Origin of the sequence: Polycladidibacter hongkongensis, assembly GCF_001561995.1 — a bacterium.
In the GTDB taxonomy this organism is placed as follows: Bacteria; Pseudomonadota; Alphaproteobacteria; order Rhizobiales; family Stappiaceae; genus Pseudovibrio; species Pseudovibrio hongkongensis.
Genome location: NZ_LLWC01000010.1, coordinates 1 through 23,959 on the forward strand (window position 1 = coordinate 1; position 23,959 = coordinate 23,959).

26 protein-coding genes are annotated in these 23,959 nt (G+C 54.5%); 12 read left to right on the plus strand and 14 right to left on the minus strand.

The annotated features are described in order from the left end of the window. The 3 genes from AYK82_RS18180 to AYK82_RS04935 all read right to left on the minus strand — a co-directional run. Positions 1-188 (minus strand): hypothetical protein (locus AYK82_RS18180; protein ID WP_208976396.1); only part of this gene is annotated, 188 nt, incomplete at its 3' end. Positions 189-190: 2 nt separating this feature from the next. Then, positions 191-460: a glutathione S-transferase N-terminal domain-containing protein gene (locus tag AYK82_RS18575; protein WP_156453261.1), complete on the minus strand. Its 270-nt coding sequence runs from the start codon at positions 458-460 to the stop codon at positions 191-193. A gap of 19 nt (positions 461-479) precedes the next feature. Continuing rightward, positions 480-785: a glutathione binding-like protein gene (locus AYK82_RS04935; protein WP_208976397.1), complete on the minus strand. Its 306-nt coding sequence runs from the start codon at positions 783-785 to the stop codon at positions 480-482. 147 nt (positions 786-932) lie between these two features. On the opposite strand from AYK82_RS04935, the gene AYK82_RS04940 reads away from it, so the two are divergent. From AYK82_RS04940 to AYK82_RS04955, 4 genes are all read left to right on the plus strand, one after another. Then, positions 933-1,202: a winged helix-turn-helix transcriptional regulator gene (locus tag AYK82_RS04940; RefSeq protein ID WP_208976398.1), complete on the plus strand. Its 270-nt coding sequence runs from the start codon at positions 933-935 to the stop codon at positions 1,200-1,202. Further along, the gene (locus AYK82_RS04945) at positions 1,195-1,671 is read left to right on the plus strand and encodes a hypothetical protein (protein WP_068312090.1); all 477 of its coding nucleotides are present in this window, start codon (positions 1,195-1,197) and stop codon (positions 1,669-1,671) included. Before AYK82_RS04940 ends, AYK82_RS04945 begins: the two co-directional genes overlap by 8 nt. 75 nt (positions 1,672-1,746) lie before the next feature. Continuing rightward, positions 1,747-1,938 carry a hypothetical protein gene (locus AYK82_RS04950; RefSeq protein ID WP_156453262.1) on the plus strand — a complete coding sequence of 64 codons (192 nt, stop codon included), beginning with the start codon at positions 1,747-1,749 and terminating at the stop codon, positions 1,936-1,938. A 647-nt stretch (positions 1,939-2,585) separates the two neighbouring features. Continuing rightward, positions 2,586-3,785: an NnrS family protein gene (locus AYK82_RS04955; protein ID WP_068312096.1), complete on the plus strand. Its 1,200-nt coding sequence runs from the start codon at positions 2,586-2,588 to the stop codon at positions 3,783-3,785. An 8-nt stretch (positions 3,786-3,793) separates the two neighbouring features. On the opposite strand, the gene AYK82_RS04960 is transcribed toward AYK82_RS04955, so the two are convergent. Together AYK82_RS04960 and AYK82_RS04965 are read right to left on the minus strand one after the other, a co-directional pair. Further along, positions 3,794-4,339, minus strand: coding sequence for a hypothetical protein (locus AYK82_RS04960; RefSeq protein ID WP_068312099.1), 546 nt, complete (start codon positions 4,337-4,339; stop codon positions 3,794-3,796). Positions 4,340-4,417: 78 nt separating this feature from the next. After that, on the minus strand, positions 4,418-4,825 hold the full coding sequence (locus tag AYK82_RS04965; RefSeq protein ID WP_208976399.1) for a VOC family protein: 408 nt from the start codon (positions 4,823-4,825) through the stop codon (positions 4,418-4,420). Between the two features lie 175 nt (positions 4,826-5,000). On the opposite strand from AYK82_RS04965, the gene katG reads away from it, so the two are divergent. Next, positions 5,001-7,190 (plus strand): catalase/peroxidase HPI, encoded by a 2,190-nt coding sequence (katG, locus tag AYK82_RS04970; protein WP_068312102.1) that lies wholly within the window; start codon positions 5,001-5,003, stop codon positions 7,188-7,190. Positions 7,191-7,304: 114 nt separating this feature from the next. Here the strand turns inward: katG and yiaY are convergent, their stop codons facing one another. Further along, a complete protein-coding gene (yiaY, locus tag AYK82_RS04975; RefSeq protein ID WP_068312473.1) occupies positions 7,305-8,453 on the minus strand; it encodes an L-threonine dehydrogenase in 1,149 nt (382 codons plus the stop codon). 448 nt (positions 8,454-8,901) lie between these two features. Here yiaY and AYK82_RS04980 point away from each other — a divergent pair, with 448 nt between their 5' ends. From AYK82_RS04980 to AYK82_RS05000, 5 genes are all read left to right on the plus strand, one after another. Beyond that, on the plus strand, positions 8,902-10,524 hold the full coding sequence (locus AYK82_RS04980; RefSeq protein ID WP_068312105.1) for a peptide ABC transporter substrate-binding protein: 1,623 nt from the start codon (positions 8,902-8,904) through the stop codon (positions 10,522-10,524). 131 nt (positions 10,525-10,655) lie between these two features. Further along, entirely contained in the window at positions 10,656-11,579 is a 924-nt protein-coding gene (gene oppB, locus AYK82_RS04985) for an oligopeptide ABC transporter permease OppB (RefSeq protein ID WP_068312108.1), read from the plus strand. Positions 11,580-11,588: 9 nt separating this feature from the next. After that, on the plus strand, positions 11,589-12,536 hold the full coding sequence (locus AYK82_RS04990) for an ABC transporter permease subunit (protein ID WP_082733758.1): 948 nt from the start codon (positions 11,589-11,591) through the stop codon (positions 12,534-12,536). 9 nt (positions 12,537-12,545) lie between these two features. Then, a complete protein-coding gene (locus tag AYK82_RS04995; RefSeq protein WP_082733759.1) occupies positions 12,546-13,373 on the plus strand; it encodes an ABC transporter ATP-binding protein in 828 nt (275 codons plus the stop codon). After that, complete coding sequence (locus AYK82_RS05000) at positions 13,370-14,230, plus strand: ATP-binding cassette domain-containing protein (protein WP_082733760.1); 861 nt, start codon at positions 13,370-13,372, stop codon at positions 14,228-14,230. Before AYK82_RS04995 ends, AYK82_RS05000 begins: the two co-directional genes overlap by 4 nt. 73 nt (positions 14,231-14,303) lie before the next feature. Here AYK82_RS05000 and AYK82_RS05005 read toward each other — a convergent pair whose 3' ends face one another. Both AYK82_RS05005 and AYK82_RS05010 read right to left on the minus strand, forming a co-directional pair. Next, on the minus strand, positions 14,304-15,140 hold the full coding sequence (locus AYK82_RS05005) for a beta-keto acid cleavage family enzyme (RefSeq protein ID WP_068312114.1): 837 nt from the start codon (positions 15,138-15,140) through the stop codon (positions 14,304-14,306). After that, entirely contained in the window at positions 15,133-16,479 is a 1,347-nt protein-coding gene (locus AYK82_RS05010) for an aspartate aminotransferase family protein (RefSeq protein ID WP_068312479.1), read from the minus strand. Before AYK82_RS05010 ends, AYK82_RS05005 begins: the two co-directional genes overlap by 8 nt. Before the next feature lie 328 nt (positions 16,480-16,807). Between AYK82_RS05010 and aroQ the strand changes: the two genes are divergently transcribed. After that, the gene (gene aroQ, locus AYK82_RS05015; RefSeq protein WP_068312482.1) at positions 16,808-17,254 is read left to right on the plus strand and encodes a type II 3-dehydroquinate dehydratase; all 447 of its coding nucleotides are present in this window, start codon (positions 16,808-16,810) and stop codon (positions 17,252-17,254) included. A 12-nt stretch (positions 17,255-17,266) separates the two neighbouring features. On the opposite strand, the gene arfB is transcribed toward aroQ, so the two are convergent. After that, positions 17,267-17,701 carry an alternative ribosome rescue aminoacyl-tRNA hydrolase ArfB gene (gene arfB, locus AYK82_RS05020; protein ID WP_068312117.1) on the minus strand — a complete coding sequence of 145 codons (435 nt, stop codon included), beginning with the start codon at positions 17,699-17,701 and terminating at the stop codon, positions 17,267-17,269. A gap of 168 nt (positions 17,702-17,869) precedes the next feature. Between arfB and mazG the strand changes: the two genes are divergently transcribed. Then, the gene (gene mazG, locus AYK82_RS05025; RefSeq protein ID WP_068312121.1) at positions 17,870-18,733 is read left to right on the plus strand and encodes a nucleoside triphosphate pyrophosphohydrolase; all 864 of its coding nucleotides are present in this window, start codon (positions 17,870-17,872) and stop codon (positions 18,731-18,733) included. 88 nt (positions 18,734-18,821) lie between these two features. Here the strand turns inward: mazG and AYK82_RS05030 are convergent, their stop codons facing one another. The 5 genes from AYK82_RS05030 to trkA form a co-directional block, all read right to left on the minus strand. Then, positions 18,822-19,532, minus strand: coding sequence for a tetratricopeptide repeat protein (locus tag AYK82_RS05030; RefSeq protein ID WP_068312124.1), 711 nt, complete (start codon positions 19,530-19,532; stop codon positions 18,822-18,824). 162 nt (positions 19,533-19,694) lie between these two features. After that, entirely contained in the window at positions 19,695-21,173 is a 1,479-nt protein-coding gene (gene hflX / locus AYK82_RS05035) for a GTPase HflX (RefSeq protein WP_068312126.1), read from the minus strand. Continuing rightward, positions 21,174-21,431 (minus strand): RNA chaperone Hfq, encoded by a 258-nt coding sequence (gene hfq, locus AYK82_RS05040; protein ID WP_068312128.1) that lies wholly within the window; start codon positions 21,429-21,431, stop codon positions 21,174-21,176. 170 nt (positions 21,432-21,601) lie between these two features. Continuing rightward, complete coding sequence (locus AYK82_RS05045) at positions 21,602-22,465, minus strand: D-amino-acid transaminase (RefSeq protein ID WP_068312131.1); 864 nt, start codon at positions 22,463-22,465, stop codon at positions 21,602-21,604. A gap of 76 nt (positions 22,466-22,541) precedes the next feature. Then, a complete protein-coding gene (gene trkA, locus AYK82_RS05050) occupies positions 22,542-23,918 on the minus strand; it encodes a Trk system potassium transporter TrkA (protein WP_068312134.1) in 1,377 nt (458 codons plus the stop codon). Positions 23,919-23,959 lie beyond the last annotated feature (41 nt).

Below are 23,959 nucleotides of genomic sequence, written 5' to 3' on the forward strand. Positions count from 1 at the left end.
GCCGCTTTTCCGTCATCATCAATTGTTTTAGATATTCTGTTCTTATAGGTGCCAGCTGCAGCTGGCAGCCCCTGCCTGTTTTTATAGTCTTTATGCCGGTTCTCCAGCGCCTCGGCCTGCGCCTCCACCTGCGCCGTTTGCGGGGAGCAGGGCGGGCTCGGGCACTTGGTTATCGGCCCAGGCGACAATATCAGCACTTTCCGTGATGGGCGCCGCGTCGCCGCCAGACAGCAAAACAGGCACGATTCCGGCCGAGTATACCACCAGCCCCCCCCTTGCGGTCGGAGTAAGGCACGACGGGATCTAGCGCATACCCGATCCCCTTCGCCTCGAGCGCCACGCGAACCTTCCGCACGAAGGGCGACACCGGATAGCCGACGCGTGTGATCGCCATCCCATCACCCTTTCTTGACGTCGCTTGCAAAGCGGGCGGCGTTTTCGGCAGCAATAGCCCTGTCATCGGCCTTGGCGTCCCAAAATTACGTTTGCGCCTTGGGGATGGTCAGGGCCTTTTGCACCGCAGGGCGGGCGTCGATGCGGTCGAACCACGTCTTGAGATGCGGCAGGTCGTCGACCTCTACCTTCGCCCAGACATAGGCGCGTGCCCATGGATACGTCGCCATATCCGCGATCGAGTAGTCTCCGACAAGGAAGTCGCGTCCCTCAAGCCGGATGTTGAGCACCTCCATGAGACGACGGCTCTCATCCACGTATCGCTTGATCGAGAACGGCTCCTCATGGCCGTTTGGCGCGGCGATGCGTTGGAAATACATCGCTTGCCCCATAATGAGTCCGACATGGCCAACCTGGAAAAACAATCGTTGCAGCGTCTCGGAGCGTTCGACCAGATCGTCCGACAGGAACCTTCCGTATTTCTCGGCCAGATGCCACAGGATCGCGCCGCGGTTTAGAGATGGATGTCAGGCTGCGACATGGGAGGCCTCGGCGAAAACGGTTTCGAGGTGGGCGTCGAATCGAGCCAGATCAGGAGGGACATGCCGTGGAGGAACGAGTTGAAGAAGATGATCACCGAACGGCTGCGCCAGTTGGAAGTGCAAGGCCTGATGACTCGTGAAGTCATGGATACCGCGCCGGTCTCAGTGCAGTACCAGATCACCGAATTGGGCTGCACGGCGCTCGGGTTCCTCGACGAACTCAGGAAATGGAGCGAAAACCTGCCCAAGCATATCTCCGATGTTTAAACTGCCGTGTCTGAAATCCGACCCGATTCCGGCCATTCATCCGGTACTGGAATACGCCGCAATGGGGGATCTGGCGGAGGACTACGAGCGGACCAAGGAGGACCTCGGGGTTCTCTGGATGGGTGTTGTTGCAATGGCCTTCGCCCACTATCCGCGATTTTACGAGACGCTCTGGTCGGCCCTGAAGCCACTTGTCGGCTCGGATGCTTTCACCCGCGCGTGCCACGACCTGCGCGATCAGGCCGAACGGGAGGCGGTCGCACTTTCGCCGCCGTCAATCCTGAGACAGCTCGACGAAATAGGCTACGATCAGCATGAATTCGAGCAGATCCAAGCCCGCAATGAGATCTTCTCGGCCGGAAACATGCCATATCTTCTCATGGCGTCTCTCGCGCGCTTGGTCCTAGAGGGTGTTGAATGGCCCGTTGGTGCCGTCGCCCGCTGGCAGAGTTACTTCGCCCCTGCCTGAGCCGACCTGAAACGTGCCGTGGTAAGCGATGACTACGAGCGTCACGTTGCCCGAGTCCACGACAGGACCGTCGTAATGGCCGCGGGTCTTCCGAACCCCACTGGGCTTTCGAGCGACGCGCTTCGCGAGGCTGCCGCGGCAGATTACACCTGCGAAGAAGTCTTGGCCGTCGTCCGCCTGTTCTATTGGCTGCTGCCCGGACTTGCACTCAACGTTGCCTTTTTAAGGGAGCAACTCATCGATCACCGTGTTCTCGAACAGAACTAGCGCTGAGGATAACCGCAAAAAACAAATAAAACTCTATATTTTCAAAGTCCTTTATGTTGGAGAAGGTTCGACATCAGGTCCGTTCCCACCGCCACTATCCTATTGATAGTAAACAAAGATAGCCCGCTTTCAAGTGGGCTTTTTTGTTGTTTGATAAAGAACAAACCATGGCAGGTTTGGGTGATTTTACAACTCTATTGGGGATTCTTGTCAGAAAGTGCCAACAGATTACCAACAGGTATTCTTTGTTTGGTCCGCTTGATCTCACCGCTTCTTGGCGATCATTCCACACCCATAAGACCATGCTAAGGCAGCAAACCTGACGAAAACTTTAGATCATTGCCATTGTTTTGCGCGGTTTATATCGCACAATTTTTCATGAAATGTGGTTCTGAGCTTGACGATTTTAAACCTGAGTAGAAGCGCAATGCTGTGCGCTTTATCACCTCCAGGGAGAAGTTTAGTGCGCCTTCGCACTTTAGGTGCAGGCGGCTACCGAATGAGCAGCTGCTACAGCTCAACGGAGAAATGATCGCTCACCCATCCGACACCACCTGCAATTCATTCTTAATTGAATTTGACTTTTCGCAAACTAAGGCGTTTAAGCTGCGGCATAGTCGGCATAAATCATAAAAGGGAAGTGCCCCATGGCTGACATGCACACGATGACACCTCGCGTTTGGTACACAGGCTTTTTTCAGGCCGGGTTTAAGTGCTTCTTTTTTAGCGCCGCTGTTTGGGCGGTTTTGGCCATGTTGCTTTGGATCCCGCTGGTTTCCGGCCATATCAGCCTGCCACTTGCTATGGATGCGGTGTCGTGGCATGCGCATGCTTTCTTGTTTGGCTATCTTTATGCGGTGCTTGCCGGTTTTCTACTCACAGCCATGCCAAACTGGACCGGGCGCCCTGCCCTGCATGGCCTTCCCCTTGCGGGGCTGTTTGCGCTGTGGCTTTGCGGCCGTCTAGGGTTTTTGCTCTCGCAGTACATAAGTCTTTGGCAACTGGCAGCACTTGAGCTTTCCATGCCACTTGCTCTGCTCGCCTTCTGTTTGCACGAGGTAATCAAGGCGCGCAACTGGCGTAATCTGGTGGTTGCCGGGTTGATAGCGCTGCTGTTGTTGGCGGACGCCATGTATCTTGCGAACTTGTTTGCCGATGAGTACGCCGCACAAGGAGTGGGTCAGCGGCTCGGGATTGCCGCCATGCTGCTCATGGTGGGGCTGATTGGCGGACGCATTATTCCCGCGTTTACCCGCAACTGGCTGACAAAACGCGGTGCAGGCAAGTTACCGACAGCGCCAATGCAAGGCTATGACAAGCTCAGCCTGCTTGTGTTGTTACTCAGTTTGATCTTGTGGGTAGCTGATGGATCTCAGAGCCTGGTTGCCGTCGGCCTGCTGCTTTCGAGCGTCCTACATTTGGGTCGGCTCTCGCGCTGGTGCGGCTTACAAACCCTTGCAGAGCCTTTACTGTTTGTGTTGCATGTGAGCTATTGCTTTTTGCCCTTAGGACTGGCTGCCATGGGGGTGAGTTTGCTGCTGCCTGATTTGATTGATGCCGTTGCCGCGCAGCACTTGGCCATGAGCGGCGTGATGGGTATGATTACGCTGGCGGTGATGAGCCGGGCCACACTCGGCCACAGCGGCGGAGCCCTTGTGGCAAGCAAGGGAACTGTCGCACTTTATCTGTCCATGTTCGCCAGCGTAACCTTACGGTTTGTTGCTGGATACTTTCCGGAGCATGCGCTGAGGTTCTACGAGATCTCTGCCGTATTCTGGCTTGCAGCATTCTTTGGATTTTTGCTTGTTTATGGTGGCCGCCTGCTAAAGTCTTCTGGTTCGAGCTAGACCTCGCGCTAGCCATCTAACGTGAACTTTTTGCTGTATCCGTGTTTGTTTTCCACCTCGAACACGCAGATTGCCGGGCTGGGGCGCCGCGCAATCAACGTGATATTGGCGCCCAATGCGGGGACAATGTAGGCTTGATCATTGGCGCTAAAGGGCGCAACTTTTAATGAGTTGGCAGCGACCTGATACTGGTGGCGCTCTCCATTGATTTGGCAGGTCATAAAGCGGCGAAGTGTGATTTCACCATCACCGGCATTGCGCACCACAAACGAGAGTTGCCCCTCCTGCCCACTGCGACGCAGGTTTGAAAAACTCGCGCGAATTTCCTGTTTTTTCTCCAGTTCATGCAGGGTTGTGGAGAGTTCAAAATAGCCTGCGTAAAGCGCCAGCCCCCCGACTAGAATACCTATCAAGCCGCTGAACACTGAGAACAGGCCCGCATATGGGGCAACCAGACGCTGGCCCCGTCCCTGCCAATGATTGCAATTGGTACAAAAACGCTGACCTTCATGCGCAAAGGGCTCCTTGCAGGCCCAACAGTTCTTTTCGTTCATGACGTCCTGCCCGTTTGCCCCCGCTCTTGCTTACTGGCATTTACACTGAGGATTTCAAGTCCTAACAACAACTGCGACCTAAGCAACAGCAGCGGGCGATTTAAACTCGATGCGATTGCCATCAGGATCAAAAACAGCGGCAATCGTCCCCCATTCAAACACATGGGTCAGCGGCGATAACCCCCGGGATTTCAAGGTGTCGCAGATTTCAGCGAGATCGTCCGTGTTGAGCCGAAGGACATAATGCTGACGAGCGGATTGGGGTGTTTCAGAGGGGCGGAACTCGAGCATCAAATAGGCGCCGCCAAACTGATAACTGGCCAACTCCTGCGTGCGCTCAATGCAGGTCATGCCCAGCACATCCTCGTAGAAACCGCAGCAGCGCTCCAGATTCTGTGTAAAGAGGATAATCCCTGTGGTTGCATTTGCCAACACGTCTTCATCCTCCTTTTGCGTTGCATTCTGCGGAGGATGATAGCGCAACACGCCCGCACCTGCCGCGTGTCCAATAGGTGTAGAGCCAATTTACCTGTGCCCTTGACCCATCGGGGTTTGCGCAAAACCCTTAAGGTTTGTCCAAGTGATTTCACCGGTTTTTAAGCGGCTCCAATGCAGCTTACCCTGAGGCATTACGTGCGTTTGTCAGAGGGAGGACAGCAAAATGCAAACCGGAGGTTGCCCAGTGAGCGGAGCCGCGGCGAAACACGCCGCGGGTGGCGGGATGACCAACCAGAAATGGTGGCCCGAGCAGTTAAACTTAAGCATTTTGCATCAGCATAATCCGGCGGGAAACCCTATGGGCGCGCAGTTCGATTATGCCGCGGCGTTTCAGCACCTTGATCTGGAGGCTGTAAAGCAGGATCTGATCGCCCTGATGAGCGACAGTCAAGACTGGTGGCCAGCAGATTATGGCCATTACGGTCCGTTTTTTATTCGCATGGCTTGGCACAGCGCGGGGACGTATCGCACCGCAGATGGTCGCGGCGGCGCTCGCAGCGGGGCTCAACGATTTGCACCGCTGAACTCGTGGCCCGACAATGTCAATCTAGACAAGGCCCGGCGATTGCTGTGGCCAGTGAAGCGCAAATATGGTGCGGCATTGTCATGGGCCGATCTGTTTATTCTGGCGGGCAACTGCGCGCTTCAATCCATGGGGCTTAAGCCTTTTGGCTTCGGCGGGGGGCGTGCTGATACCTACGAACCTCAGCAGGACATTTACTGGGGGTCGGAATCCGTCTGGCTTGAGGATGGCCGCTATTCTGGCGACCGTGAGCTGGAAGGTCCGCTTGCGGCGGTGCAGATGGGGCTTATCTACGTCAATCCGGAGGGGCCGAACGGCGTTCCCGATCCGCTTGCTTCCGCCCGTGATATTCGCGAGACATTCGCTCGCATGGCCATGGATGATGAGGAGACCGTGGCACTCACCGCTGGCGGGCACACATTTGGCAAATGCCACGGGGCGGGAGATGCGGCACTGGTGGGGCGAGAGCCAGAAGCCGCGCCACTTGAGGCGATGGGCTTTGGGTGGGCCTCGAGCTATAAAAGCGGCCATGGGGTTGATACGATCAGCTCGGGGATTGAAGGGGCGTGGACGCCGCAACCGACCCAATGGGATATGGGGTATTTTGACATGCTGTTCGGCTACGAATGGGAGCTGAGCAAAAGCCCCGCCGGTGCGTATCAATGGGTACCGATTGGGGTGAAACCAGCCGATTTGGCACCGCAAGTGGATGGCTCGGGACAGCGTGTCACCACAATTATGACCACAGCTGATATGGCTATGCGCATGGATCCTGAGTATGAACGGATCTCAAGGCGCTATCATCAGGATCCAGAGGAGTTTGCTGATCGCTTTTCGCGGGCATGGTTTAAGTTAACCCATAGGGATATGGGGCCGCGCTGCCTGTATCTGGGGACAGACGTGCCCGATGAGGATTTGATCTGGCAAGACCCCCTACCCACAACCCCTGCTCCGGCGCCTGAGGCCAGCGCGCTTGCAGGCCTCAGGCAGGACATTCTAGCGTGCGGCTGTAGCCTTACAGAGCTTGTCGAGACGGCATGGGCGTCGGCCTCCACCTTCCGCGGATCGGATTTGCGCGGCGGGGCCAATGGCGCACGCGTGCGCCTTTCACCGCAGAACAACTGGCGCGTGAACCGACCCGCACAGTTAGGGGTGGTACTTGATAAGCTGGAGCGCTTGCAAAACGCCTTCAATAAACTGAACACTGACTGTCATCTTTCACTTGCCGATATGGTTGTGTTTGCCGGCGGTGTAGCGGTGGAAGCTGCCAGTGATGAGGCAATCACTATTGCGTTTACGCCCGGCCGCGTCGATGCCACGCAAGCACAAACGGACATCCACTCCTTTGATATGCTGCAACCGCAAAGCGACGGTTTTCGCAATTATCACGAGGATGGCCTTGCGGTTGCGGCGGAACATATGCTTATCGACAGGGCGCAACTCTTGTGTCTGAGCGCACCAGAGATGGTGGTGCTTGTGGCTGGTTTGCGTTCACTTGGCATCACCCGCGAGGGCACCCGCCTCGGGCTTCTCAGCACACAAACCGGCCAACTGAGCAATGAGGTGCTGTGTAAGCTGCTCGATACACGGCTGGTGTGGCATGAAAGGACGGCGCAATCAGGCATGTTCTCCGCACAAGACCCAGAAAATCCCGCGGTACGTCATGAAGCTTCTCGGGTGGATCTTGCCCTCGCTTCAAACTCGCAGTTGCGCGCCATATGCGAGGTCTATGCCGCAGATGATGGCAACGACAAGTTCCTGAGAGACTTTGGAAAGGCCTGGGAAAAAGTGATGAATTTGGATCGCTTTGATTTACACCGTCCGCAGTAAGGGCAAGGGTAAACCAGTCTGCGTGCCTCATCGCAGATGAGGCCAAAGACAGGACAAAGACCGGCGCGCTCCATGCGCCGGCCCGCTTATCTTCCTAGGTACGCGCTTTGGTGTTTACATTGCAGCTTGATAGATCCCGACAACCTCTTCAAACAGCGGCTGCTTTGGATTTGTTAGACCGCACGCGTCCATCATGGCATTCTTGGCAAGCGTTGGCAGGTCATCCTCTTTCACATCCAGCTCCCGAAGGCCTGCTGGTATACCTACATCTTGGGATAGTTGACGAATGGCGACCAAGGCAGCCTCGGCGCCCTCGCCAGCGCTCATATGCACCACATCAACGCCCATGGCTGCGGCCACATCTTTTAGACGTTTTGGACAGACCGCGGCGTTGAAGCGTTCCACATGCGGCAGTAATATGGCATTGCACACACCATGGGGCAGATCATAGAAGCCACCCAGTTGGTGTGCCATGGCATGCACATAACCAAGTGAGGCATTATTGAACGCCATGCCAGCCATGAACTGCGCGTAGGCCATTTGTTCGCGCGCATGAATGTTTTTGCCATCGCGCACTGCTGCGCGCAAATGTCTGGAAATCAACTCAATCGCCTTAATGGCCACAGCGTCAGTAATCGGCGTTGCCGCGGTGGAGACATAAGCCTCAATTGCATGGGTCAGCGCGTCCATGCCGGTTGCCGCGGTGAGCGCTGGCGGTTTGGCCAACATTAACTCGGGGTCGTTGACTGAAAGCACTGGGGTGGTGTTCTTGTCGACAATTGCCATTTTAATATGGCGGCTCTCATCGGTGATGATGCAAAACCGGGTCATCTCTGAGGCGGTTCCGGCGGTCGTGTTAATAGCAACCAGCGGCAATTGCGGTTTTGCCGATTGGTCAACGCCCTCATAATCGGCAATCGAACCCCCATTGGTGGCCACCAGTGCGATGCCCTTGGCACAATCGATGGGAGACCCACCGCCCAAAGCAATAACAAAATCACAGTCGTGCTGCTTTAGCAGCGCGACACCCGCCTCAACATTGGCAATGGTCGGGTTGGGCTGCACTCCGGAGAACACATAGGTGGCGATGCCGCTGTCTGCAAATAGCGCGGCGACCGCATCGACAACGCCCATTTTCTTAAGCACTGGACCGCAAACAATTAGGCCGCTTTTGTGGCCGAGGCCTTTGGTATGGGTGACAGCCTCCTTCAGGCATCCCGCGCCCATCATATTGACACTTGGAATAAAGAAACAGCTGGTCATCTCAAACTCCTGGATCGCAGAAAAGGATTTTGCATGCCTCGCAGCCTCCCGCCTTTCAAGAGACATGCGATGGATGTGAAACACCTGAGCGGTGATATTTCAAAGCCTACTCCTGCTTCTGCTGCTATGGTTTGATTCACCGCAAAGAACGAATTTTCTTTTATCTGGCGAAAATTATTGAATTTCATTCCAAACAGATCGCAACTGTAAAAAGTTGCGCCAATAAAACCAAAAGATTAGAAATTTCTAAACTCCCTTAGATAAGGTATCGAATTTTTGGTGAAATACTCGTCAAAAGCATAGATTTAATCGTTTGCAGGAGAATAATTTCTTGCATACCCTAATAGACTATATGTCGTTTGAAATAGTCATTTTTGTCTTTTGAGCATCGTGATTAAGGTTGTCACTGCGACATTGATCCTGCTCTTATTCTAGGGGGAGAATTATCATGGTAAAGAGTGCTTTTATTGGCGGTGCATTAGCTTTTTCTTTGCTCAGCACATCAGCTCTTGCGGCCAATTTGCATCCGGAGACAGGGGAAAAATTGGCCGATGAGCAGGTGTTTACCTATCGCATTTTGGACGAGCATTCCTCGCTTGATCCGCAGATCGTGGAGGATGTGACAGGTTCAGAACTGATGCGGGATTTGTTCGAGGGGCTTTATAATCAGGATAATGACGGCAATCTGGAGCCGGGTGTGGCCACCCATCACGACTTAAGCGAGGACAAAACCGTCTATACCTTCCACTTGCGTCCCGAGGCACGGTGGTCTGATGGCAAACCTGTCACGGCCCATGACTTTGTGTTTGCGTGGCAAAGGGCGGCAGATCCCAAAACAGCCTCACCCTATGCATGGTTTGTCGAGTTGATGTCGCTTAAAAACGCCAAGAAAATCGTTGCAGGTGACATGTCACCAAGTGATCTTGGCGTTAAAGCGCTGGATGACCACCGCTTTGAAGTTACCCTTTCTGCGCCGCTTCCCTATTTCCCGCTGATGACGACCCATGCGACGACATTCCCGAGCCCCCAATGGGCCATTGAGGCCCATGGCGATGCGTGGACCAAGCCGGAGAATATGGTTTCCAACGGTGCCTATGTGCTGGCCGAGCATGTTCCCAGCGAACGTTCTGTGCGCGTCCGTAACGCAAACTACTGGAATAATGAGGAGACAATCATCGAGAAAGTGGTGACGCTGGTCATTAATGACGAAAACGCGGCGTTGACGCGCTATCTTGCAGGCGAACTCGATCGAACAGAAATTCCCTCGGGCCAATATCCTTCCTATAAGAAGTCACACCCAGAAGAAGCTGTGTCATTCCCGAGGCTCTGCAGCTATTACTATTGGTTCAATCACTCAGATAGTGGACCAGAGGCGTTTAATGACAAGCGTGTGCGCCAAGCATTATCCTTTGCGCTTGATCGCAACGTCATTACTGATCGCATCATGCAAGGCGGTCAATTCCCAGCTTACACATTCACTCCTGCGGTGACTGCAGGATTTGAAGTGCCTGAAGTGCCATTTGGACAGATGAGCCAAAAAGAGCGGGATGCAAAGGCCAAGGATCTGTTGGCCGAGGCCGGTTATGGCGCGGAAAATCCGCTTGAGTTTACTATTGTTTACAATACCTCTGAAGGTCATAAGAAGATCGCCATTGCCGCTTCACAGATGTGGAAGCAGAAGCTCGGGGCCAAGGTAACGCTGGAAAATCTTGAATGGAAAACGTTCCTAACGCGCAAACGCGCCCAGCAGTTTGACGTTTCCCGCAATGGTTGGTGTGGTGATTACAACGAGGCCTCCACTTTCCTCGATCTGATGCATAGCCAATCCAGCTACAATGATGGCAAATACGTCAATGAGGAGGTGGACAAGCTACTGAGTGAGGCCAAAACCGCTGAAAATCCGCAGGCTAACTACACCCGTATTGAAGAAATCATCGCGGATGAGATGCCAATCATCCCGATTTATCACTACACGAATGTCTATATGTTGCGCGCCAATTTAAAAAATTGGCCGATCAACAATGCAGAGCAAAACTGGTATTCGCGTAATCTCTACAAGACCGCAGAATAACCATGCAAAACCTGTCACTCTGCCCGCTTTGCGGGTGGGGTGGCTGCTTTCCTAGACTCCCCTTTCGCTTTGGCTCAAATGCCAGCGTTGGCGTGGCTTTTTTTTGATCTTGTCAGGTTTGGACAGTTTGCATGCTCTTTTACATTATAAGGCGCCTCGCGATCGCCTTGCCGACGTTGACGCTGCTTATCGTGTTTTCCTTTTTACTGATGCACATGGCGCCGGGCGGGCCGTTTACGGCGGAGCGCGAATTGCCGCCACAGGTGCTGGCCAATATCGAGGCGAAGTACGGCCTTGATCAGCCGATATATATGCAAATGCTGGAATACATATATGGGCTTGTGGCGCATTTTGATTTCGGTCCGTCGTTTCAATACAAAGACCGCGCAGTCAACGAGATTATTGCCACAGGATTTCCGGTGACGCTGACTTACGGGACGCTGTCCTTTATTGTCGCGGTGCTGTTGGGCGGGCTGCTTGGCATCACCGCTGCGATCCACCGAAACAGCTGGCTTGACTACTTTGCTGTTGGCCTTTCGATCGGGGCGCAGGTCCTGCCAAATTTTGTCATGGGTCCAATTCTGGTGCTGATTTTTGTTTTGTGGCTCAACCTGTTGCCCGGCGGTGGCTGGAACGGGGGGCAGTGGCAAAATCTGGTGCTGCCGGTCATTGCACTATCGACAAGTTATATGGCGTCGATCACCCGCCTCACCCGTTCTTCCATGCTAGAGGTGCTGCACTCCGATTTTATCCGCACAGCGCGCGCCAAAGGCCTGCCTAAACGGGTGATAATCTTTAAGCACGCGCTCAAACCCGCCCTATTGCCATTATTTTCCTATTTGGGACCGATCTTTGTGTCCATGATTACCGGCTCGGTGGTGATCGATTACTACTTCAGCACCGGTGGTATTGGCATCGCCTTTGTGAACTCCGCGCTAAATCGCGACTACGCGGTGATGATGGGCGTCACGATCTTGATGGGTGGATTGACCATCCTGTTTAACCTGCTGGTTGATCTTGCTTATGCATGGATTGACCCAAAGATCCGATATTAGGAGGGCGGGATGTCAGTTCATCTTGATAGATCAAAGATTACAGAAGATCCCGGCCATCATACCGCCGCCGGGCGGGCGGCGGAGGCTGTGGCCGGGCGTTCGCTCTACGCTGATGCGCGCGCGCGGTTTTTTGCCAACAAGGCGGCGATGGTTTCCGTGATTGTACTCCTTGCAGTGCTTGCCTTTGCGTTGTTTGGCAGTGTATTGGCCGTTTGGGACAACGAGACAATCGATTGGGATTTGATCGGCGTAACCGCAGAGCATGGCGCGCCGTCACTGGCTAACGGGCATTATTTCGGTGTTGATGAATTGGGGCGGGATTTGTTTGCCCGTACCGTGCAAGGGACCACAGTGTCACTCATGGTCGGCGTGGTTGGCGCGGCGATTGCCGTTATCGTCGGCACCATTTACGGGGCGATCTCCGGCTATGCGGGGGGGCGGATCGACAATCTGTTGATGCGCATCGTCGATATCCTGCAAGCTATTCCCTATATGTTTGTATTGATCCTGCTGCTGGTTGTGTTTGGACGTTCCATCGCCATGCTGTTTGTGGGCATCGGGCTGATATCATGGTTGGATATGGCGCGTATCGTGCGCGGGCAAACATTATCTTTAAAGAACAAAGAGTTTATCGAGGCTGCCAAGACAACCGGCGTGCCGGGGCTAATTATCGTTTTTCGCCACATCGTCCCAAACTTAATCGGCATAACAATGGTTTACGCAACTTTGTTAATTCCGAATATGATCTTGGCGGAGAGCTTTATATCCTTCTTGGGTCTGGGTGTGCAGGAGCCCAACACCAGTTGGGGGGCGCTCATCAGTGAGGGTGCTTCGACTTTGCAATACGGAATGTATTGGCAGCTTGGTTTCCCGCTGTTTTTCTTTGTGGTGACGCTGTTCAGCTTCTTTTTTATCGGCGATGGTCTGCGCGATGCGCTGGACCCGAAAGAACGTTAGGAGAGACGCATGAGCTTGTTGCAAGTCTCTAATCTTGCCGTGCATTACGACCTGCCAGATGGGCGCGTACATGCGGTGAAAGACCTGTCCTTTGTGCTAAGCGAAGGTGAAACACTGGCGATCGTTGGCGAAAGCGGCTCCGGTAAAAGCCAAAGTGCCTTTGCCATAATGGGCCTTTTGCCGGAAAACGCCAAGGTGAGCGGCACCGTGACCTATGAGGGGCACGAGCTGTTGGGCATGAAGGAAGAGCAGATAGCGCGGTTGCGATCGCGCGAGATTGCCATGATTTTCCAAGATCCCATGACCAGCCTTAACCCTTATTTGCGCATAGGAACGCAAATGGCGGAGGTGCTGCACTATCACCCGCCGCAGGGCAAGCGGTTGTCGCGCCGACAGATCCGCGATCAGGTGATCGCCATGCTGGAAGCCGTGCATATCAAGGATGCGGCACAGCGGTTCAACCACTATCCCCACCAGTTTTCCGGAGGGATGCGCCAACGGGTGATGATTGCCATGGCGTTGCTGTGCCGGCCCAAGCTGCTGATCGCTGATGAACCCACCACGGCGTTAGATGTAACCGTTCAGGCCCGCATTATGGATTTGCTACTGGAACTGCAACAAAACATGGGCATGGCGGTGGTGTTTATTACTCACAATCTTGGCGTGGTGGCTGGTAGCTGCGCCCGTACCTTGGTGATGCGCCATGGCGAAATGGTGGAGACCGCGGCGACTGAGCAGCTGTTTGCCAAACCACAGCACCCCTATACGCAAAAGCTTCTTGCCGCGGTGCCGCGGCTTGACCAGTCGGCCATTCGGCTTGAGGAGGTGTCGTCATGAGCACACCATTGCTTGAACTGCGCGATATTGAGGTGCGCTTTCGTCATAGTGTCGCCGGTGCGGCGCCATGGGCGCCCGCGGCCGTGCTCAAGGCCGTTGACGGGATTTCGCTACAGCTTGGCGCTGGTGAAACCCTTGGGATTGTAGGGGAAAGTGGCTCTGGCAAGTCAACCCTGTTGCGGGCGGTGACGCGCATGCAACCGCTGCACAGCGGGCAGGTGTTTTGGCAGGGACGCGATATCCACCTCCTGTCGCCCCGCGATATGCAAAAGCTGCGCGCCAAAATGCAAATGGTGTTTCAAGATCCCCTTGCCTCACTCAATCCACGGCTCACCGCTGGCCAGATCATCGCAGAACCTGCCCGGACGCATTGGCCGCGCGGGCGGCGCGGGGATATCCGCCGCAAGGTGGCGGAGCTGCTGGAGCGGGTCGGGTTGTCGGCCACGATGATCAACCGATATCCCCACGAGTTTTCCGGGGGGCAATGCCAGCGCATTGGCATCGCAAGGGCGCTGATCAGCGAGCCGGATTTGTTGCTCTGCGATGAACCGGTGTCCGCACTGGATGTTTCGGTGCAGGCGCAAGTGGTTAACTTGCTGATGGACCTGCAGAAAGAACGGGGCATTGCCATGTTGTTCGTGGCGCATGATTTGGCAGTGGTTCGCCATATCAGCCAGCGTATACTTGTCATGAACCACGGGAAAATGGTGGAGTGTGGCAGCAGCGCGCAAGTGATCGACACGCCGCAACATGCTTACACCAAAGAGTTGATTGCCTCGGTGCCGATTCCCGATCCGGTTGCAGAAAAAGCGCGGCTGGCAGCACATCGTAAGCTGGCAGCACACAATGCCGCCTAAGCCTTTAATGGAAAATACTGGTGGCCGCCGAAAATGGTGGCCACCTAGCTTCGCGCCGGGAAGCTGAAACTCGTTACACCGGTTTGCCAAGTATGGTGAGGACTTGTTCGGCGCTATAGGCAGCGCTGAAACCCATGGTGCGGCGCAGCTGGGCAACCTCGGCTATGCGCTGGGCATTATCGCGCGCGCGTTCGCCATCGCCGTTCCACAGGCTGTTTTCAAAGCCTATGCGCCCATGTCCGCCAACAGCCATCGTGGCGGCGATACTTGCCGTCTCCATCGTGCCGAAAGCGCAGGTCATGAATGCAGGCGCATCGGCCTGAACACTGCGCTGATGCAAAAAGCCCACCAGATCAGCTGGGTCACTTTGTTGATCCTTGGCATAGCGCCCCAGCACATAAAGATGGGAGCCATAGTTGGCGGGCAGTTGGCCGGTCGCCTGCAAGTGTTGCAGGCGGGCGAAGTCTTCAGGGGCATAAAGGATATGCTGCAAGGCAATACCCGCCTCCTTGGCGAAGGCATAAAAGCGCTTGCCGACGTCCGCATCACCGCCTTCTGGCAGCATTTCACGCAGGGCGACAGACACAGCGCGCGGCATAACAGCTTGCACCAATTCCGCTTGCTGCTGCGGGGTATAGCGGCCCACGGCCTCGGTGGTGATCTGCACTACCAAGTCTTTTTGCTGCTGCGAAAGCTCTTGTAAAAGCTCGCCATAAAGTCCGGCATCCAACACATGTTCGCCATTTGCGTCGCGCACGTGGGCGTGCAGCGCATCCGCTCCTGCTGCTCGCACCTGCGCGGCGCATTCGACAGTCTCGGCAATGCTAACCGGCAGCGCGGCGTGATCCGCCTTGCCCCGACGAGCGCCGTTGGGGGCACTCATGAGAATGCGCGGTAAACTCTCAGACATCGGTGTTAATCCCCGCTTGTTGCAAGGCAGCGATGAGCGCCATGTCGAGCTTGTCTACGATCTCTGTTACTTGCTCCTCTTCGATGATAAAAGGTGGTGCAAGCAGCACGTGATCGCCGTGCTTGCCATCAAGCGTTCCGCCCATGGGGTAGCACATCAGCCCCGCCGCCATGGCCTGCTTTTTCACAAGTGCATTGAGTTTTAGCGCAGGGTTAAATGGCTTTTTGCAGCTGCGATCCTCAACCAATTCAAGGCCAATAAACAGACCGCGCCCGCGGATGTCGCCGACAAATGGATGTTGGCCAAATCGTTTATCCAACGCACTGCGCAGCTTTTCACCCATGATACTTATATGTTGCAAGCGTTCCGGTGTGCTGATTTGTTGCAGGACGGCAAGTGCGGCTGCGGCGGCTGTCGGATGCCCGATATAGGTATGACCGTGCTGAAAGAAGCCGCTGCCGTTCTTGATAGTCTCGTAGATTTTACCCGATGCCAACATAGCTCCAATTGGCTGGTAACCGGCACCTAGACCTTTGGCAATGCAAAGAATATCCGGTGAGATTCCATCGGCCTCGCATGCGAAAAGGTGGCCGGTGCGGCCCATGCCGCACATGACTTCATCAAGAATAAGCAGCACGCCGTACTTATTGCAGATCTCGCGGATTCTTTTGTAGTAGCCAGCTTCAGCAGGAACGGCACCCATAGTTGCGCCGACGACGGGCTCAGCGATGAAGGCGGCCACATTTTCAGCGCCAAGGCGCAGGATTTCGTCCTCCAATGACTGTGCCGCGCGCAAGGCGTAGGCCTCGATGCTTTCCTCTTCGCGTTGATGGCGGTAGGCGTAGCACGGTTCGATGTGTGACATCTCGATGAGCAACGGCTCGAATGGTTCCCGGCGCCACATGTTCCCGCCAGCGGAGAGCGCGCCAAGGGTGTTGCCATGGTAGCTTTGTAGGCGGGCTATAATGTGCTTGCGGCTGGGCTCGCCTCGCTCCACATGATACTGGCGGGCAAGTTTTAGTGCGGCTTCCGTGGCTTCGCTGCCACCAGAGACAAGGTATACACGCTCCAGACCTTCCGGAGCCTTTTCGATTAGCGCGGCGGCAAGATCTTCTGCGGGCTGGGAGGTAAAGAAGCCGGTATGAGCGAAAGCGATCGCATTCATTTGCGTTTGCATGGCAGTCAGCACCGCCTCGTTTGAATGCCCAAGGCAGGATACGGCGGCGCCGCCACAGGCATCTAGGTAGCGTTTGCCTTCGCTATCGATGATGTAGCAGCCCTCACCTTTAACGGCGGTTGGGAGGTTGGCTGCGCAGTGGCGGGGAAATACGTTGCTCATCGGCTTGATCCGAACTGGTTTGTAAGGTAGTTGGCGCGACCTTTCGTCGCCCATCTTTGATGCTCTAGCCATATTCTTGGCAAAAGAACAGATGATATTTCATAGGTTCTAGCTTTTTCTAGTGCTAAAGTAGGGCACGCTCACTTGCCGGGAACCGCAGTTTATCAACGGGATTGGCAGGGGCACTGGCTTGCTCTGTCAGCTTGCATTGCCCATTATAGATTTGTAGTTTTTTCGCTTTCAAAGCGAAGGCTGCGACTCTTTTTCGCTGGTAATGCATACAGTGTTCCAGCCGATGCAAATACTCATAAAAACGGATGGTTGTGGCATGAGCAAAAAGATCCTGATTTTGAATGGACCAAACCTCAATTTGCTAGGCATGCGCCAGCCGGAGGTTTACGGTGACACCTCGCTTGCCGAACTGGACGAGCATTGCCGTGTGCATGGGGCTACACTGGGCTTTGAGGTGGATTGCCGCCAGTCTAATTGCGAGGGAACGCTGATTGACTGGCTGCACGAGATGCGCGGCACGAAAAACGGCATTGTGTTAAATGCTGGCGCCTACTCGCATACTTCCGTGGCGATCATGGATGCCATTGCCTCGGTTGAGCGTCCCCTTATCGAGGTGCACCTTTCCAATATCCATGCGCGGGAGCGGTTTCGGCACCATTCCTACATTTCCAAGGTAGCAACAGGCACGATCTGCGGGCTGGGCACCACAGGCTATATGCTCGCGATTGATGCGCTTGCGGATATTCTGGACCAAGAAGGGTAAGACAGGCTCAGGCTAATCGAAGCTGCGCTGTGCGCGCAGCTTCTTGTTTTGTCCGTGCTTTTTCTTGGTATCTAAGCGGCGGCGCTGCGATGCCTTAGTTGGTTTTGTTGCTCGGCGGGTTTTGGGCACGAAAAGCGCCTCGCGCAGCATAGCAAGCAGCCGTTCCAGTGCGTCTTGCCGATTGCGCTCTTGGGTGCGAAAGCGATCTGCGAACAGGACCACCTCGCCGCCTTTGGTGAGGCGGGAGCCTGCGATCTTCACCAGTTTGGTTTTGGCGTGTTCCGGTAGGCTGGTATTTCGTTCCAAGGCGAAGCGTAGTTGCACTGCACTTGATACCTTATTGACATTCTGGCCACCCGGGCCCGTGGCGCGCACGAAATCTTCGCGCAAATCCTCTTTTGGCAGGTACACAGCGCCTTGCACGTGAATGTGTTTTGGTAATTCCATTGCCCGCCTCCCTGACTAACCTGCATAATGAAAATGATGGATTGGCGCTTGCAGCAGAGTGCTGACACCCTTAAGAAACACGAGACATTTAAAAGCACGGGCACCTTCACAACGCAAGGGTTTGCTTGAGATTTTTCGCTGTTCCCGACATTCACCTGAGAGACACGCATGAGCCAGATCGCCCCCAAGCCAAGCAAGGATATTACAGAACTGCTAAGAATTATGGAGGCGCTGCGTACCCCTGTTACCGGCTGTCCGTGGGATCTAGAGCAAGACTTTGCTTCGATCGTACCCTACACCATCGAAGAGGCCTACGAGGTGGCCGAGGCGATCCGCATTGGTGACAAGGTTGAGCTGAAGGAGGAGCTGGGCGACTTGTTGCTGCAAGTGGTTTATCATGCGCAAATGGCACAAGAGGAAGGTTCCTTTGATTTTGGCGATGTGGTTGAGGCGATCACTCGCAAAATGATTGGCCGGCACCCGCATGTGTTTGGCAGTGCGGAGGAACGCACGCGGGGCTTGGAGAAAGGCGCTTGGGACCGGATAAAATCCGCTGAAAAAGCCCAGAAGGCCGCCGAGCGGCTGGCGCTTGGCATTCCTGCACCTGAGAAGCAGTTTCTTGATGATGTTCCGGCAAGTTTTCCGGCGCTGCTGGAAGCTGAGAAGCTGCAAAGGCAGGCAGCACGGGTTGGCTTTGACTGGGGTGCCGCGGCGCCTGTTTTGGCGAAGATAAAAGAGGAAATTAGCGAGCTGGAGGCAGAGCTGCATGCTGGGGAGATCGCGCGTGAAGCGATGGAGGACGAGCTTGGCGACGTGTTGTTTGCAGTGGCCAACCTCGCCCGACATCTGGACATTTTACCCGAGGCGGCGCTGAAGCGCACCAATGATAAGTTCCGCCGTCGCTTTGCGCATATAGAAGCAGGTGCGCAGCAGGAGGGACGCCCTCTTGATGACCTTAGCCTTGAGGAAATGGAAGCCTACTGGCAAGCGGCAAAAGCCTTTGACCCCAAACGGCAAGCGCATAAACGATAATCGACCGACGGAGCATTGCTCGTTTGTTGCGAAATTTGCGTCAGAACCTACTTAGATTAAGTAAGTCCGACGCAAAATTAACGTTTTGTTAATATCCGGCGTCAGTGATGGTTTTTAGCTCGGGGCACGCTTCGCTAATGCCTTCCTCGCACGCATCCTGCAAATAGGTTTTCGCCGCCTTATAGTTTTGTTTCGCACCGACCCCATTGGCATACATTATGCCAACAACACGCATTGCTGTCGGTTCGCCATTGTCTGCCGCTGTTTTAAGCAAGCGGAATGCCGCCTTATGATCCGGCTCTATGCCAGCACCATTGATCAGCATCATACCCGCGTTTAGGCGGGCCATATCATCCCCCTTATCGGCACCCTCCATAAAGTAGGTGAAGGCTTTCTTCATATCCTTTTTGACACCCAGACCGTTCTCGTAAAGAACACCAAGACCATTGGGTGCGCTAGAATCCCCTTGTTTATAGGCCTTAAGCATCAGCTCCCTCGCCTTGGCATAGTCGCGCTTAACGCCCTTGCCGTCTTGGTACATATTGGCAAGGTTGAACTGTGCAGGGGCAAAGCCCTTATCTGCCGCGCGCGAAAGCCACTTGATAGACTTCTCGTAGTCAACTGCGACGCCATCGCCAACAGCATAGCGGTGCCCCAGATTGTTTTGCGCGATCAGATCACCCTTTTGCGCTTTAAGAATGAGCCCCAGAACAGCCGGCTTTAGCTTTGGCGCTGCGTAGAGGGGGGCATTCAAAGCAAAGAGCGTGAAGATCAATGCAAAAACTGCTGTAAATCTCATTATATTTCCACATTTGTTTAAATAAATGTTGATTTAGAAAGTATACAGCGAGAAGCCTATCGCAAAGATGAAAGATTTGGCGGCGTGAGTTTTAATTTCATATAAAAAACAAGCCCCGCTCAAAGCTTGAGCGAGGCTGAATAATTCTAGTTGTACTGAAATTTAAATTGGCGAGTAGCCGCCAATGTCTGGCGCATCCTCGTCATTCGCCGATCGGGTGGATGAGCTGAGCGTTTCCCCCTCGATAAAAAACTTACCAAAGCGCTGACGCACCGGTTCGCGCAGGCTATCAGGAACGCGCACTTGCATGGTGATGCCTTCCTCGCCATCAAGACGTTCGAGTACCTCGCAATGCTGATAAAGCCAGGCCAACTCGGCGCCGGCTTCAAGCGGCAACAACAAGCGCACAGCATCCAGCTTTTCTGCAAGGCGGGTTTCGATGCGTTCAAGCAGCGCCTCAAGCCCCTCACCGCTCATTGCAGAAAGGGCAATTGGCCCTTCATCTGGGCGGTTATCACCAAGCAGCTTTTCACGGTAGCCGTCTTCCAGCCGGTCAATCTTGTTCCAAACCTCGATCACCCGATCACTTTCAGAGACCTTTAGGCCAAGCAGCTGCAAGGTGTCATCAACATCCGCAGCTTGTGCCTTGGTGTCTTCATGAGAGATGTCGCGCACATGCAGGATAATGTCGGCCCCGATCACCTCTTCAAGCGTTGCACGGAATGCAGCCACCAGATTGTGTGGCAGATCAGAGACAAAGCCCACCGTATCGGAGAGGATGACCTCGCGGCCATGGGGCAGTTTTAGCCGCCGCAATGTGGGGTCGAGAGTGGCGAACAAGAGATCCTTGGCAAAGACTTCGGAATTTGTCAGCCGGTTAAACAATGTGGATTTGCCCGCATTTGTATAGCCTACAAACGCGATGACCGGATGGGGGACCTTCTTGCGTTGCTTGCGATGCAACGCGCGGGTGCGCTGCACCTGCTCCAACATGCCACGCACGCGAGATATGCGATCTTGAATGATGCGGCGGTCCGCCTCGATCTGGGTTTCACCGGGACCGCCGACAAATCCAAGCCCGCCACGCTGACGCTCAAGGTGCGTCCATGAGCGAACCAGACGGCTTTTCTGCCACGTCAGGTGCGCAAGTTCCACTTGCAAGCGGCCTTCGCGGGTTTGTGCCCGTTCACCGAAGATTTCCAGAATAAGGCCGGTGCGATCGATAACCTTACACTTCCAGTCACGCTCCAAGTTGCGTTGCTGGATGGGGGTCAGTGCATGATCAACCACCACAAGCTCGATGTCCTCGCCCTCCACACGAGCGGCAATTTCCTCCACTTTACCAGAGCCGAACAGGGTGCCGGGCTTGATGGTGTTGAGGCGGACAAGTTGTGAGCCGATGATATCAAGCTCGATGGCAGCAGCAAGGCCAATGGCCTCTTCCATGCGCGCATTGTCGCTCCGCTCAGCGGCAAATGCCCGCTCACCGCCAGTGTTGGCGCGGGACAAAGCTCTTGCCGAGATTATTGGAACTATGACAAGGGACCGGGTTCCCCGGGTCACCTCAATTTCACCGGCCTCAAGATTGGCGTCGAGTTCGTCTTTCTTGAGACCAGTGGATTTTTCGTCTTGGGGCTTCAATCAGCTTCCTGTTTTTTCTGTTTCTTGTTCTTGTGGCTCAAACAGCTGCACCGGGCCATTTGGCATAATAGTGGAAATTGCATGTTTATAAACCAGTTGGGAGTGGCCATCGCGGCGCAGCAACACGCAGAAATTGTCAAACCAAGTCACGACGCCTTGCAGCTTGACCCCATTAATGAGGAAAATCGTGAGTGGAATCTTGTTTTTGCGCAGGTGGTTTAAAAATGTATCTTGAAGATTTTGAGCGCGGTCAGCCATAACTGTTTTTTTCCTGTTTTCGTGGACGCGGCCGCGGCATCCAACCGTGTTTGATTAAGTGTTGTCTTACAATTGGCAGCACCGTTTGCGAGAGCAGGCACTGCAACTACTTGGGAAGCGACAAAACAATTCTCAAACTGCATTCTACCGATCCCTTACAATCGAGCAACCTACAGTTTAGTTCGTTCTGCCCTTTCATGAAATTCTTTTCGCAATTCTCTAGATAAATGACCTGGACGCCCATCCCCAATTAGCACTTTGTCTATTTCAACTACTGGCATAACCAAGGCGGACGCGCTGGTGACAAATGCCTCGACTGCCTCTTGCGCCTCGCGAATTGAAAATGACCGTTCCTCAACGATAATCTGACGTTTCTGGGCAACTTGCAAGACACCTTCACGGGTGATCCCGCGCAAAATGCCGCAGTCTGCCTGCCGTGTGACCAAGCGATTGTCCTTGGTCAGGATCCAGGCATTTGTTGAGCCACCTTCGGTTACCATACCGGAATTATCCACAAACCATGCTTCGGTAGCCCCGGCTTCACGGGCGGCTTGCTTAGCCAGTACGTTGGGAAGAAGACCTACAGTCTTGATATCTACGCGTTCCCAACGATTCTCCGGCACCGAAATGACCTTGATACCGTTATCAGCTTTTGCTTCAAGTGTGCGCGGGTCTATGCGCTTTGCGGTGACGACGATCGAGGCGCGCACCGGCTTGCTTGGGAAATAGTGCTCGCGCGCGGCTACACCGCGACTGATCTGTATGTACACAAGCCCATTACGTACTCGGTTCAAGTTTGCCACTTCACGCAGGATGCGGATGAGCGGCATACGCGCCATTGGGGCGGTGATGCGTAACTCATGTAGGGACCGGTCCAAACGATCCAAGTGCGGGCCCATATCAATAATGTAACCCTCTTTGATCTCGCAGACCTCGTAGATCGCATCGGCGAACTGGTAGCCTCGATCCTCAATGTGGACAGCAGCCCTTGCGTGCGGCACATACTGGCCATTTACATAGGCTATGCGGCTCATAGACATCTCCTTAGAAGTGATGTTAGGGCACTTTATCTGGTGCCTCTTTGTTTTCGTTTGTAGCTTTGAATTGCTATCAGAAGAACTCTAGCGAAACACGGAACAGGCGGCCGATTTGCTGCACGTCCTTGGCAAGGGCAAAGACAACAACCCGGTCATTGAGTTGAAAGACATCGTCGCCTTTTGGCGTGATCGCTTCGCCGCGCCGATAGATAGCCCCGACGCGCACTCCATCAGCAATCTCGACCTCGCGCAGCGTGCGCCCAAGCAGCGGAGATGTTTCCAAAATTTCCGCCTCAAAAATTTCCGCCATGCCGTTTTGCAGCGTATGGACCTGCCGAATACGACCGCGGCGCAGTTGCTGCAAGACTTTGGATACCGTGACCTGACGCGGGTTTACAAAACTATCTATGCCCAGTGAACGGGCAAAGCCGGGATAGCTGGCATTGTTCAGCAGCGTCAAATTCCGTTGACACCCAAGCTGTTTAGCCATCACCGACGACAGAATATTAACCTCGTCATCATTGGTCAGTGCCACCATGATATCCGTGTCGGAGACGTCCGCCTCGCGCAAAATTCCTTGATCCAGCGCGTTGCCGTTCAGCACCACTGTGCCGGTAAGCTCTTCGGCGATCTTCATCGCCCGATCACGCTTCTGCTCGACGATCACAACATTGGAACGACTGCCTTGTTGCTCCAAGCGGCGGGCCACATATAGGCCAATGTTGCCACCACCGGCGATGAGAATGCGGCGAGCCTCTGGTTCTTCATGACCGAAAATACCGAGGGTACGCTTAACCTGACCGCGTTTGGCGCAGATATAGGCAAGATCCCCTTCCCTCAATGTGTCGGCACTGCGAGGCACCAGCATTACGCCTTCTCGCAGCACACCGACAACAACGGCTGACAGATCGGGAAACAACTCAGTAAGCTGGCGCAAAGGCGTGTTCAGCACCGGGCAATTTTCATCACAGTGAATGCCGACGAGCACCACTTCATCATCGGCAAAGCGGATGGTTTCCATAGCGCCAGGCAAAGAAAGGCGGCGCAAAATCATTTCGCCAACCTCGATCTCGGGCGAAATCACCACATCGATCGGAATACCCTCTTTGGAATAAAGGTGTTTGACCGATTCAGACAGGTAGCTTTGCGCGCGTACCCTTGCGATTTTTGTCGGGGTTTGGAACAGCTGGTGGGCGATCTGGCAGGCGATCATGTTGATTTCGTCATGCAAGGTGACCGCGATAATCATATCCGCCGTATCGCACCCCGCATCACGCAGTACATCGGGGTGGGCCCCGTGGCCGACAAAGCCGCGAACGTCCAGTTGGTCCTGAATTTGCTTGATCAGTTCCGCCGAGGTGTCAAGCACGGAAACATCGTGCTGTTCGGCGGCGAGTTGCTCGGCAATGCCATAGCCCACTTTACCTGCGCCGCAGATGACAACTTTCATCGGTTCGATCCTTTTTCTTTGGCGCTTGACATCATAGTCAA